9 protein-coding genes are annotated in these 12,329 nt (G+C 66.3%); 7 read left to right on the forward strand and 2 right to left on the reverse strand.

Going from position 1 to position 12,329, the window contains the following annotated elements; translation table 11 throughout:
• The first annotated feature begins 102 nt into the window (after nt 1–102).
• Complete coding sequence (gene murB, locus HMPREF1868_RS09180) at nt 103–1,026, forward strand: UDP-N-acetylmuramate dehydrogenase (RefSeq protein ID WP_062531763.1); 924 nt, start codon at nt 103–105, stop codon at nt 1,024–1,026.
• Nucleotides 1,027–1,074: 48 nt separating this feature from the next.
• On the opposite strand, the gene HMPREF1868_RS09185 is transcribed toward murB, so the two are convergent.
• Together HMPREF1868_RS09185 and HMPREF1868_RS09190 are read right to left on the reverse strand one after the other, a co-directional pair.
• Nucleotides 1,075–2,055, reverse strand: a complete 981-nt coding sequence (locus HMPREF1868_RS09185; RefSeq protein WP_062531764.1) for a serine hydrolase — start codon at nt 2,053–2,055, stop codon at nt 1,075–1,077.
• A gap of 12 nt (nt 2,056–2,067) precedes the next feature.
• Nucleotides 2,068–3,432, reverse strand: a complete 1,365-nt coding sequence (locus tag HMPREF1868_RS09190) for a PFL family protein (RefSeq protein WP_062531765.1) — start codon at nt 3,430–3,432, stop codon at nt 2,068–2,070.
• A gap of 524 nt (nt 3,433–3,956) precedes the next feature.
• Between HMPREF1868_RS09190 and HMPREF1868_RS09195 the strand changes: the two genes are divergently transcribed.
• The 6 genes from HMPREF1868_RS09195 (at nt 3,957) to HMPREF1868_RS09220 (ending at nt 12,090) form a co-directional block, all read left to right on the forward strand.
• Nucleotides 3,957–5,153, forward strand: coding sequence for a sugar ABC transporter substrate-binding protein (locus HMPREF1868_RS09195; protein WP_009278613.1), 1,197 nt, complete (start codon nt 3,957–3,959; stop codon nt 5,151–5,153).
• Nucleotides 5,154–5,338: 185 nt separating this feature from the next.
• Nucleotides 5,339–6,289, forward strand: coding sequence for an ABC transporter permease (locus HMPREF1868_RS09200; RefSeq protein ID WP_082719613.1), 951 nt, complete (start codon nt 5,339–5,341; stop codon nt 6,287–6,289).
• 16 nt (nt 6,290–6,305) lie between these two features.
• Nucleotides 6,306–7,799, forward strand: coding sequence for a sugar ABC transporter ATP-binding protein (locus tag HMPREF1868_RS09205; protein ID WP_062531766.1), 1,494 nt, complete (start codon nt 6,306–6,308; stop codon nt 7,797–7,799).
• 12 nt (nt 7,800–7,811) lie between these two features.
• Nucleotides 7,812–8,801 (forward strand): ABC transporter permease, encoded by a 990-nt coding sequence (locus HMPREF1868_RS09210; protein ID WP_062531767.1) that lies wholly within the window; start codon nt 7,812–7,814, stop codon nt 8,799–8,801.
• Nucleotides 8,802–8,885: 84 nt separating this feature from the next.
• Complete coding sequence (gene araA / locus HMPREF1868_RS09215) at nt 8,886–10,382, forward strand: L-arabinose isomerase (protein WP_062531768.1); 1,497 nt, start codon at nt 8,886–8,888, stop codon at nt 10,380–10,382.
• A gap of 100 nt (nt 10,383–10,482) precedes the next feature.
• On the forward strand, nt 10,483–12,090 hold the full coding sequence (locus HMPREF1868_RS09220) for a xylulokinase (RefSeq protein WP_062531769.1): 1,608 nt from the start codon (nt 10,483–10,485) through the stop codon (nt 12,088–12,090).
• The last annotated feature ends 239 nt before the right edge of the window (nt 12,091–12,329 follow it).

A 12,329-nucleotide genomic window follows, 5' to 3' on the forward strand; every position in this document is an offset into this window, starting at 1 on the left:
CGCCATCGCCAGGCAACCTATAATCTGCTGCGACGGCGGCGCCACGAGGGCGTCGTGCCAGACGAGCCGCGCCGGGGAGCGCGCCGGGGAGAGTGATTCGGGATGTCAGAGAGCGGCGACCACTTGCAGGGACTCGCCTGGAGGCTGCGCTCCATCGTGGGCGAGGAGAACGTCCTGGAAGACGAGCCCATGAGCCGGCACACCAGCTTCCAGATCGGCGGGCCTACCGACCTCTATGTCATCCCCGAGGACGTCGAGGAGCTGCGTGACGTGCTCGCCGCCTGCCGCGAGGCGGGGGTGCCCCACTTCGTCCTCGGTCGCGGGAGCGACCTGCTCGTCTCTGACGAGGGCTACCGCGGCGTCATCGTGGCCATGGCCGAAGGCCTGGTCAACGTGTCCGTCGACGGCACCCAGATGACCTGCCAGGCAGGCGTGACCCTCAAGGAGGCGGCCGAGATGGCCTGCGAGCTGGGGCTCTCTGGCCTCGAGTTCGCCTGTGGCATTCCCGGCTCCATCGGCGGTGCCTGCTTCATGAACGCCGGAGCCTACGGCGGCAGCATGTCCGACGTCCTCGCGAGCGTGCGCGTGGTCATGCCCGACGGCAGCCTGGCCACCATCCCCGCAGGCGAGCTCGCCCTGGGGTACCGCACCAGCCGCATCCGCACCGACGACCTGGTAGTCGTGTCCGCGACCTTCGACCTCGAGCCTCAGGACCCCGCCCGGATCCGCGCGACGATGGACGACCTCACCCACCGTCGCGAGGAGAAGCAGCCCCTGGAGCTTCCCAGCGCCGGCTCGACCTTCAAGCGCCCCGAGGGCCACTTCGCGGGCAAGCTGATCATGGACGCGGGCCTGCAGGGCTGGCGCTCGGGTGGGGCGGAGGTCTCGACCAAGCACGCGGGCTTCGTGGTCAACGTGGACAACGCCACCGCGGCCGACGTCCATGCCGTGATCGAGCACGTGCAGGAGGAGGTCCTGCGCCAGTTCGGGGTGAGGCTCGAGCCCGAGGTGCTCTTCCTGGGCTAGCAACGGCGCCGTTAGCCGCCTCCGGGTGCGACCGAAGCGGGCAGGCCGTCAGAGGCTGAGGCTCAGCTCGTCCAGCGCCCGGATGAGGCCCTCGAGTGCGTCGAGGTCAGCTGGTGAGGTTGACATGACGGCCAGCACGTAGCCGCTCCCGTTCTTGTGGAGCACGATGCCGGCGTCGTTGGCCGCCGGGGTCACGAGATCGCTCTCGCGCGTGGGGAACCAGCCCGCCTTCGACCAGCTGCGCGCGTCGCTGCCCAGCGCATCCCTGATGGGGCTCGTCTCGCGTTCCTCGAAGAGGCCCGCAAGGAGCTCGGAGGCCTTCGTCCTGTGGCCCAGGTAGGCATGGATGCCCTCCCACTCGTCTGCCAGCTGCGAGGGGGTGCTTCGGGGGTACTTCGTTTCCGCGTACGCGCCGAGGTCGTCGTAGACGCCGGTGTCGACGCCGGTCTCCTCGAGCCATCCTGCGAAGCCTTCCTCGCCATACTGGTCCACCAGGCTCGCGTAGGCGTCGTTGTCCGAATAGAGGACGATGCTCCTCACGCGGAGGGCGACGTCGCCCAGGGGGAGGTCGCCCCCGTCCACGCGTCGCTCGAGGAGCGAGGCCACGTAGGGCCCTTTGATGCTGCTCGCGGTGTAGAAGTCCCTGTTCGCCTGGTAGGCCACGAACTCGTTGCCGTCGAGGTCGCGCAGGCAGAAGCCCACGTCCACCCCCTGCGCGGCGAGGCGGACGATCTCCTCCTGGACGGCGCTCATGCAGGCTATGGTCTGCGGTCGGGGATGCCCCAGAGCCGTGAGGGACGCGTCGGGGAGCTCGAGCGAGAGGAACTCGTCCGAGGGCAGCGACTCGCCGGGGTCTGCGACCGCAGCCTCGGTCCCGTCGTGCGTCCCGACCACGAGCTCGCCCAGACCCAGGGGCCAGGCGAGGCTCAGGGCGGCGATGGAGAGGGTCACCAGCGACACCTCGAGGAAGTTGTAGGGGAGCAGGGGCTCGCGACCCTTGGGTCCCCTCGGCCTCGGCCTGGGCTCCATCCCAGCCCCGGGCTAGTTCTTGAGCGAGTTGAGCGGGGCGGGGAAGCGGCCGCCGCGATGCGCCAGCACGTCTCCCGCGAAGCGGTTCACGGGCATGACCGGGGCGGAGCCGAAGAGGCCGCCGAACTCGAGGACGTCGCCCTCTCGCTTGCCTATGGCGGGGATCAGCCTCACGGCCGTGGTCTTGGCGTTGATCACGCCGATGGCCATCTCGTCGGCGATGATGCCGGCGATGGTCTCGACCGAGGTGTCACCGGGGATGGCGATCATGTCGAGCCCCACGGAGCAGACGCAGGTCATGGCCTCGAGCTTCTCGAGGCTGAGGGCCCCGTCCTGGGCGGCTCGGATCATGCCCGCGTCCTCCGAGACGGGGATGAACGCGCCGGACAGGCCGCCCACGATGGAGCTGGCCATGACGCCGCCCTTTTTGACGGCGTCGTTGAGCAGGGCGAGGGCGCAGGTGGTGCCGGGCCCCCCGCACTCGCCCACGCCTATGATCTCGAGGATCTGGGCCACGGAGTCGCCCGCCGACGGGGTGGGTGCCAGGCTCAGGTCCACGATGCCCCTCTCGGCGTCCAGGCGCCGCGCCGCCTCGCGGCACATGAGCTCCCCGGCGCGGGTGATCTTGAAGGCGGTCTGCTTGATGCGCTCGGCCACCTCGGTGAGGTCCGCGTCCGGTGGCAGCTCCCCGAGGGCTGCGGCCATCACGCCCGGGCCCGAGACGCCCACGTTGATGACCGCGTCGGCCTCGCCGCCGCCATGGACGGCGCCCGCCATGAAGGGGGAGTCCTCTACCATGTTGGAGAAGACCACAAGCTTCGCGGCGCCGTAGCAGTCGATGTCCTGGGTGAGCTCGGCGCACTCCACCATCTTCTGGGCCAAGAGCAGCACGGCGTCCATGTTGATGCCGGCGCGCAGGCTGGCCGCGTTGACGCTGGAGCAGACGCGCTCGGTGGAGGCGAGCGCCGTCGGGATGGAGTCGATGAGGCGGCGGTCGGTGGCTCCCATGCCCTTCTGGACGAGCGCCGAGAAGCCGCCCATGAAGTCGATGCCCAGGGTCTCAGCCGCGCGGTTCATCGCCCGCGCGATGGGCGAGAGGTCCCGGTCGGGGCAGGCGGCAGCGATCTGCGCCACGGGGGTGACCGAGACGCGCCTGTTGGCGATGGGGATGCCGTACTCGCGCTCGAGCTCGCTGGCGACGGGCACCAGGCGCTCGGCCGTCGTCGTGATGCGGTCGTATATCTTGGTGCACATGCGCGCCATGTCCTCGTCGGCGCAGCCGAAGAGCGAGACGCCCATGGTGATGGTCCTGAGGTCGAGGTTCTGGCGAGAGACCATGTCGAGGGTCTCGCGGACCTCTTCGGGGGTGATTGCCATGGGGCTCCTTCTCTCTTCCGCGCTCTATTGCACTGGCTATTGTTGCGTATTGGCGGGCCGCGTGTGGGGCAGAGGGGCCCGACTCCTCCCGGGCTCCTCCTGCCAGACCAACTCTCTGGCACCCATCCAAATTGTTAGGTGAACAAATCCATAAATGTTCAGTTTCGAATTACTAAAATAGTCCTCACACACTGCTATTTAACTGATGTTTCTCCGTTCACAACTGTTTTGTAACCGTTCGCGGGCAAATGAGTTTCGCGAACGTGCCAGAGAGGCTACAACGTTGTTAGGCAAAGGGTCGATGAACGAAACACGTCACATTGACCCGCATGTTCTGCGGCACTTTCTTACATGGGGGGCGTTCTTCGAGGTCCGGACCGTCGTTTTTCTCTCTTGTGGGCAGTAAACAGAGACCTAAACAACAGGGGCCAGGGGACGACAGGCAAGAGGGTCCGCAGACGGGTGCCGCGGCACTCACGAAGGCGACTGTTTGGTCGGGAAGGTTCTTGAAGGGAGTACTTGGAATGGGCAATCTCTCTAGGCGCGATTTCCTCAAGCTTTCGGGCGTCACCGGCGCGGGCCTGGGCGCGGCATCCGTGCTCGCGGCCTGCAGCGGCGGGTCCGGCAGCTCCGACTCCGGCAGCTCCGACGCGTCGGGCAGGGACGTCAAGATCGGCGTCTCCATCTGGAGCTCCACCGACGCACTTGGTTCCCTCTCGGTCGACATCGTGAAGAAGGCCGCGAGCATCCTGGGTGTCGAGACCACCGTCGTCGACCAGGGCCACGTCTCCGAGCAGGTCACCGCCTCCGCCGAGACCCTCGCCGCGGCCGGCTGCAACGGCATGATCATCTGCAACTCCGCGGACTCCGAGATGACCTCCGTCATCAACACCTGCAACGAGAACGAGATGTACGTCACGCAGTTCTACCGCATCATCTCCGAGACCGCCTCGCCCGATGTCTACGCCGCGGCCAAGAGCTCCAAGTACTACGTCGGAGCCGTCCACGAGGACGAGGTCCTCAACGGCAAGACCCTGATGGGCCTCCTGCTCGAGAAGGGCGGCCCCAACAAGACCGGCGCCCGCCACATCTGCCTCGAGGGATGGACCGTCGGCGACGCCACCTTCCAGCTGCGCTGGCAGGGCTACAAGGAGGGCCTCGAGGAGTGGAACGCCGCTCACCCCAGCGACCAGGCGACCATGACCGAGCCCGTCTACGCCAACACCTCCTCGGCCGAGGGCGCCAAGGTCACCGAGCAGTTCGTCAACACCAACCCGGACATCGACGCCCTGATCGTCGCCGGCGGCGGTGGCGACCCGCTGGTGGGCTCCATCGGTCAGCTCGCCAACATGGGCCTCACGGGCAAGATCTCGGTCGTCTCCACCGACTTCCTTTCCGACCTCGCCGACCAGCTCACCTCCGGCGGCATCTTCGCCGAGTCCGGCGGCCACTTCTGCGACCCCCTGTACGCCTTCATGCTCACCTACCAGGCCTGCACCGGCAAGCTCGAGGTCAAGGAGGGCGAGTTCGGCGCCGAGATTAAGTTCCCCTACGTCTACGTCTCGAGCTCCGATGAGTACGCCGACTACGAGAAGTACTTCGTGAACGACGCCCCCTACACCGACGACGAGATCAAGGCACTCGCGGAGAAGAGCTTCGACGACCTCAACAAGGCCGCCACGTCGCTCAGCATCGAGGACGTCAAGACCCGCCACGCCTAGACCCGCCACGCCTAGACCCGTCACGCCTAGACCCGTCACGCCTAGGCCCGCAACGCCCGGGCAGCGCCTGACGTCGGCCAGGCCGGCACCATAGCGGCATCCGAATCGGAGGGAGCCCGAGAGTCCTCGGATTCCCTCCGATTCACTGCGAAACGCCTGTCAGCAACATGAGGAAGGGGCGATTGATGCAATCGTTTCTGAAGAAGGCCCGGCAGAGCCAGTGGTACGGGGTGGGGCTGCTCCTGCTCATCGCCGCGGTGATCTGGGCCGTGTTCAAGGTCTCGTCTCCCGACACCTTCGGCTCGTCGGACAAGCTCACCTCGTACCTGCAGACCGCCCTCATCTACGCGGTGGGCGGCTGTGGCATGTACTTCATCTGCGTCATGGGGCTCTTCGACTTCTCCATCGGCTCCATCCTGATTGTCTCGGAGCTTGCGGCCATCGCCCTGACGCCCCAGCTCGGCTGGGTCTCGGTCATCGTCGTGCCCATCCTGGTCGGCCTCGCCCTGGGCTTCTGCAACGGCATCGCCTACATCAAGATGCACATCCCGTCGATCATCGTGACCACGGGCCTCTCGCTCATCTACGAGAGCTTCTCCGTCTGGATCGCCAACGTGAACGGCACGCGCCTGAGCGACTCCTACAAGCTCTTCGGCTCCTACCCCTGGAACCTCGTGGTGGCGCTGCTCGCCTTCCTGCTCTGCTGGTTCATCCTCAAGTACACCAAGGTGGGCACCTACACCAACGCCATCGGAGCCAACGAGCTCGTGGCAAAGAACATGGGCGTCGACGTCGACCGCTACAAGGCCATCGCCTTCATGCTCTGCGGCACCTTCATGGGCATCATGTCCATCCTCTACCTGGGCTACGGCACCGCGCAGACGCCCCAGACCGGCATGCTCTCGCAGGCGCTCAACTTCCAGCCGCTCATGGGCACCTTCTTCGGCCTGGCCTTCAAGAAGTACGGCCACCCCGTGGTGTCCATCCTCATCGGCGAGTACATCGTGGCCATGATCTTCGCGGGCTTCGTCGCCCTGGGCATGCCCACAACCGTCAACAACATCGTCACCGGCGCGACGCTGCTCGCCATCGTCACGCTCACCACCAAGCGTCGCAACGGCGCCGTCGTCAAGTAGGAAGGGAGGACGCAGGATGGCAAGGGAAATCATGCTCCATGCCGTGGGCATCGACAAGCGCTTCGGGCCCACGCACGCGGTCGACCACGTCTCCCTGGACTTCTACAAGGGAGAGGTGCACGCCCTCATAGGCGAGAACGGCTCCGGCAAGTCGACCTTCACCAACATGCTCACCGGCATCATCACCATCGGCGAGGGCACGTTCGAGCTGGACGGCCAGAAGATCGCCCCCAGGAACCAGGTCGACGCCAACCACCACGGTGCCGCCGTCATCGTCCAGGAGCAGGGCACCCTCGACGGCCTCACCGTCGCCGAGAACATGTTCCTCGGCGACGAGGACCAGTTCATCAGCGGCGGGATCAAGAACACCCGCGCCATGTACAAGAAGGCGCAGGAGCTCCTCGCGGACTACGGCCTGGACTACATCAAGGCCTCGGACCCCATCGAGAACTACAACTTCGAGGACCGCAAGCTCGTCGAGATCGTGCGCTCCACCTGGTTCGCGCCCAAGGTCCTCGTCGTGGACGAGACCACCACGGCCCTCAGCCAGAACGGCCGCTACAAGCTCTTCAGCGTCATGAACAAGGTCCGCGACGACGGTCGCACCGTGATCTTCATCAGCCACGACATGGCCGAGGTCCTCTCGATGTCCGACACGATCAGCATCCTGCGCGACGGCGAGTTCATCAAGACCGTCAGCGCCAAGGACGTGACCGAGGAGGAGCTCAAGACCCTCATGGTCGGCCGCCAGATGAGCGGTCACTACTACCGCGAGGACTACGGCGAGTCGCTCGCCGCCGGCGTGGCCCTCTCCATGAGGGGCGTCAGCGTCCCCGGCCAGCTCGAGGACGTCTCGCTCGAGCTTCACAGGGGAGAGATCCTGGGCATCGGCGGCCTCTCCGAGTGCGGCATGCACGAGGTGGGCAAGGCCCTCTTCGGCGCCTCCTACGAGCGCACGGGCGAGGTCACGCTCTCGGACGGCACGAGCGTCGACAGCATCAACTGCGCCATCGACCACTCCATCGCCTACGCCTCGAAGGACCGCGACAACGAATCGCTCCTCATCGCCGACACCATCCAGGACAACGTCACGCTGCCCTCGCTGCGCAAGATGGGGCTGCCCCTCTCGGCCAAGAGGCAGCGCGAGTTCGCGGAGCGCTACGCCAAGGAGATGTCGGTCAAGATGGTCGGCGTGAGCCAGTTCGTCTCCGCGCTCTCGGGCGGCAACAAGCAGAAGGTCGTTCTGGCGCGCTGGCTGGGCGCCGAGTCCGACATCCTCCTGCTCGACTCGCCCACCCGCGGCATCGACATCAAGGTCAAGGCCGACATCTACGCCCTCATGGACCAGATGCGCAGGGACGGCAAGGCCATCCTCGTCATCTCGGAAGAGATCATGGAGCTCATCGGCATGTGCGACCGCATCCTCGTGATGAAGGACCACAAGATTAACGGCGAACTCAAGCGCTCCCGCGACCTGAGCGAGCAAGACCTCATCTCTCTGATGGTTTAGGAGGCGAACAAGATGACTGAAACCAACGGCGTTGCCACCGTGGCAGGCGAGAGTGACGAGCAGACCAAGTCTGGACTTCTCTCCAAGATCAACGTGCGATCCATCCTGCCGCTGCTCGGCTTCCTCCTGATCTTCCTGTTCTTTGCCGTCGCCACCGGCGGAAAGCTCGTCCAGGTCAAGAACATCAGGCTCATCCTCAACTCGACCTACGTGCTCATGATCGCGGCCATCGGCGTGTTCATGATCATGTCCATGGGCTCGCTCGACTTCAGCCAGGGCTCCATGATTGGCGTCTGCTGCATCGTGGTGTGCTACCTCTCGCAGGTCAACCCGGTCCTGGCCGTCCTGGGCGGAATCGCCACGGGCGCCGCGATCGGCGCGGTCAACGCGTACTTCCACGTGCGGAGGCAGATAGCCTCGTTCATCGTCACGATCTGCACCATGTTCCTGCTCCGCGGCGTGGTGGCCTTCCTCACCACCAACTCGCCCGCACAGGGTGCCGGCTACCTGCAGGCCGACCTCAATAACCCCACGCTGCTCATGGCTATCACCATCGCCTGCCTTGTGGTCTTCTATGCCGTGTTCACCTTCACGCCGCTGGGCTCGAACCTCAAGGCCATCGGCGCGGGGCAGACGGCGGCGCGCTTCGCGGGCATCGACGTCCAGCGCACCAAGGTCCTGGTCTACGTGGCGGCAGGCTGCATCACGGGATTCGCCGCCTTCATCCTGGCCATCCGCAACGGCTCGGTCACGGCCACCGGTGGCAACATGATGGAGACCCAGATCATGCTCGCCCTCGTCCTGGGAGGCCTGCCCATCTCGGGCGGCGCCAAGGTGCGCTTCTCCAACATCGTCGTGGGCGTCCTGACCTACTGCATCCTGGACCGCGGCCTCTCGATGATGGGCTTCGAGGCGGCCCCCAAGCAGCTCATCATGGGCGTCGTGTTCCTCATCTTCCTGGCGCTCTTCTCCGACCGCGAGGGCAACCAGGTCATCAAGTAGCCCTCTCTCGGGGAGGTCCCGCCCGGGGCCTCCCCTCCCGAACGGCATCGCCGCGAAAACGCGGCTCGCAAAAGGAGGCTCTTCATGCTGAAGATCAAGCAGTACAAGTTCTGGTTCTGCCCCTGCACCCAGGACCTCTATGGCGACGAGGTGCTCGAGCACGTCGCCCAACACGCGGCCGAGGTCGTGGCCGAGCTCAACGCAAGCAAGCTCGTGCCCTTCGAGGTCGTGCTCAAGCCCAACCTACTCACCAGCGACGTCATCCGCGCCACCTTCAACGCCGCGAACGTGGACGACGAGTGCGCCGGCATCATCACCTGGGCGCATACCTTCTCGCCCGCCAAGTCCTACATCCTGGGCCTGCAGGACCTGCGCAAGCCGCTCTGCCAGTTCGCGACCCAGTACAACGAAGAGATTCCCTACGATACCATCGACATGGACTTCATGAACGAGAACCAGGCCGCCCACGGCGAGCGCGAGCTGGGGCACATCTTCGCCCGCATGCGCTGGAACCACAAGGTGGTCTTCGGCTTCTGGAAGGACCCCGAGGCCCAGGCCGAGCTCGGTGCCTGGCAGCGCGTGACCGTGGGCGTCAACGAGAGCCGCAACATCCGCGTGGCCCGCTTCGCCGACACCATGCGCAACGTCGCGGTGACCGACGGCGACAAGATCGAGGCCGAGGTCAAGTTTGGCTGGACCGTCGACGCCTGGCCCGTGAACGACCTCGTCCCCTACGTGGAGGGCGTGACGGACGCCGAGGCCAAGGCCCTGACCGACGAGTACTACGACAGCTACGACCTGGTGCTGGACGGCCGTGACCCCGAGGAGTTCCGCCGTCACGTCGAGGTCCAGGCGGCCCAGGAGATCGGCATCGAGCGCTTCCTGGTCGAGCACGGCTACAACGCCTTCTCTGACCACTTCGGCGACCTGGGCGGCCTCAAGCAGCTGCCGTCCCTGGCCATCCAGCGCCTCATGCAGAAGGGCTACGGCTTCGGCCCCGAGGGCGACTGGAAGACCCCTGCCATGGTGCGCCTGATGAAGGTCATGACCGCCGGCATGGCGGGCGCCAAGGGCTCCGCGCTCATGGAGGACTACACCTACAACCTGGTCAAGGGCAAGGAGGGCATACTCGAGTCCCACATGACCGAGGTCGACCCCTCCGTGGCCGACGGCAAGGTCTCGATCCGCGCGACCCCGCTCTCGATGGGCGACCGCGAGGACCCCGCGCGCCTCATCTTCACCGCCAAGACCGGCCCCGCCATCGCCACCTCCCTCGTCGACCTGGGCAACCGCTTCCGCCTGATCATCCAGGACGTGGACTGCAAGAAGGTCGAGAAGCCCATGCCGCTCCTGCCCACCGGCACCGTCTTCTGGACGCCGCGCCCCGACCTCAAGGTGGGCACCACCGCCTGGATTTATGCCGGCGGCGCGCACCATACCGCCATGTCCTACGACCTCTCGGCCGACCAGATGGTCGACTGGGCCGAGGCCATGGGCATCGAGGCTGTGGTGATTGACGAGAACACCAGGCTCCGCGACTTCCAGCGCGACCTCAAGCTGGGCGAGGTGTACTACCGCTAGGCCCCGCGGACGGCGGGCCGACATGCCCGCCACCGCCCCCATCTCTGGCTGACCTGGGCCGCAGCCCCTCGTGGGTTGCGGTCCTTCCCTTGGAGGAGACATGACGAAGACCACACAGCAGATCGCCCAGGAGCTCGAGGCGGGGAAGTGCACCCTGGGCATCGAGTACGGGTCCACTCGCATCAAGGCCGTCCTGGACGACGCGGACGACCAGCCCGTCGCCATCGGCGCCTTCGACTGGGAGAACTCCCTGGTCGACGGCTACTGGACCTACGCCCAGGAGGAGCTGGACGAGGGCATCGCGGCCGCCTACGCCGCGCTCAAGGCGGACGTGCTCGCACGCTACGGCGTGACCCTGCGCCGCGTCGCGGGCCTGGGAGTGAGTGCCATGATGCACGGCTACCTGCCCTTCGACGCCGCAGGCGAGCTCCTGGTGCCCTTCCGCACCTGGCGCAACACAACCACGACCCGCGCCGCCCGTGAGCTCTCGGGCCTCTTCGGCTTCCACATCCCCGAGCGCTGGAGCGTGAGCCACCTCTACCAGGCCGTGCTCGACGACGAGGAGCACGTGGGACGCATCGCGAGCCTCACCACCCTGGCAGGCTACGCGCATCGCAGGCTCACGGGCGAGCACGTGCTCTCGGTGGGCGACGCCTCCGGCATGTTCCCCATCGACTCCGCGACCAAGGACTACGACGCGGGCATGCTGGCCAAGTTCGACGAGCTCGTGGCCCAAAGGGGGGTCGTGTGGAAGGCCGAGGACCTTCTCCCTCGCGTGATGCTTGCCGGGGAGGTCGCGGGACACCTGAGCGAGGAGGGCGCGCGCTTCCTCGACCACGACGGGGACCTCGAGGCGGGCTGCCCCGTCTGCCCGCCCGAGGGCGACGCCGGCACCGGCATGATCGCCACCAACGCGGTGGCCCCGCGCACGGGCAACGTCTCGGCTGGGACCTCCGTCTTCTCGATGGTCGTGCTCGAGCACGCGCTCAAGGACCCCTCCAACCCGCTGATCGACCTCGTCACCACCCCTATGGGAGACCCCGTCGCCATGGTCCACTGCAACAACTGCAGCTCCGACATCAACGCCTGGGTCGACCTCCTCGCCGACTTCCTGCGCGTCATGGGCCAGGAGGCGGACAAGGCCAGCATCTTCGCCACCCTGTTCAATGCGGCCCTGGAGGGCGAGAAGGACGCGGGTGGCCTGGTGTCCGTGCCCTTCGTCTCGGGCGAGACGGTCATGGGCGTCCAGACGGGCTTTCCCCTCTTCCTGCGTAGGCAGAACGCGCGGCTGGACGTCGCCAACTTCATGCGCTGCCACATCATGGCGGCCTTCGGCGCGCTGGCTGCAGGCAACGAGGCCCTGCGCGAGGAGGGCGTGCGCATCGACAAGCTGTACGGGCACGGGGGCATCTTCAAGACGCCCAAGGTGGCTCAGGGCCTGCTTGCGGCGGCGCTCGAGGCGCCTGTCACCGTTATGGCGACGGCAGGGGAGGGCGGCGCCTGGGGCCAGGCCGTGGCCGCCTCGTACATGGTCAACAAGGCAGAGGGACAGTCGCTCCCGAGCTTCCTGGACGAGCGCGTCTTCGCGGGCATGGAGCAGCTGACGCTCGAGCCCGATGCGGACGACGTCGCGGGCTATAGGACCTGGCTTGCCGACTTCAGGCGTGCGAACGAGGCCGAGAAGGCTGCGGAGGCGCGACTGGCGTAGGCCACGTCTCACCACTTACCACTTTGAAGATTTGATTGACGCACGGGCGTCGGCCGCAGGTTGGTCGGCGCCCGCCTCGTGTTGCCCACGATGCCCACCCACGACGTCGAACGCGCGCGTCTCTCCACCGAATACGTCCAACGCGTGCGAGAGTTGTCCGACTACGTCCAACGCGTGCAAGGAACACTCGACTACGTCGAACGCGTGCGAAAAATGCCCGACTACGTCCAACGCGTTTT

Source organism: Olsenella sp. DNF00959, assembly GCF_001553055.1.
GTDB lineage: Bacteria > Actinomycetota > Coriobacteriia > Coriobacteriales > Atopobiaceae > Olsenella_I > Olsenella_I phocaeensis.

What these genes read in the sequence shown, in the direction of transcription:
- murB (WP_062531763.1), top strand. Translation starts at nt 103, where the DNA reads ATGTCAGAGAGCGGCGACCACTTGCAGGGACTCGCCTGGAGGCTGCGC.
- HMPREF1868_RS09185 (WP_062531764.1), bottom strand. Translation starts at nt 2,055, where the DNA reads ATGGAGCCCAGGCCGAGGCCGAGGGGACCCAAGGGTCGCGAGCCCCTG.
- HMPREF1868_RS09190 (WP_062531765.1), bottom strand. Translation starts at nt 3,432, where the DNA reads ATGGCAATCACCCCCGAAGAGGTCCGCGAGACCCTCGACATGGTCTCT.
- HMPREF1868_RS09195 (WP_009278613.1), top strand. Translation starts at nt 3,957, where the DNA reads ATGGGCAATCTCTCTAGGCGCGATTTCCTCAAGCTTTCGGGCGTCACC.
- HMPREF1868_RS09200 (WP_082719613.1), top strand. Translation starts at nt 5,339, where the DNA reads ATGCAATCGTTTCTGAAGAAGGCCCGGCAGAGCCAGTGGTACGGGGTG.
- HMPREF1868_RS09205 (WP_062531766.1), top strand. Translation starts at nt 6,306, where the DNA reads ATGGCAAGGGAAATCATGCTCCATGCCGTGGGCATCGACAAGCGCTTC.
- HMPREF1868_RS09210 (WP_062531767.1), top strand. Translation starts at nt 7,812, where the DNA reads ATGACTGAAACCAACGGCGTTGCCACCGTGGCAGGCGAGAGTGACGAG.
- araA (WP_062531768.1), top strand. Translation starts at nt 8,886, where the DNA reads ATGCTGAAGATCAAGCAGTACAAGTTCTGGTTCTGCCCCTGCACCCAG.
- HMPREF1868_RS09220 (WP_062531769.1), top strand. Translation starts at nt 10,483, where the DNA reads ATGACGAAGACCACACAGCAGATCGCCCAGGAGCTCGAGGCGGGGAAG.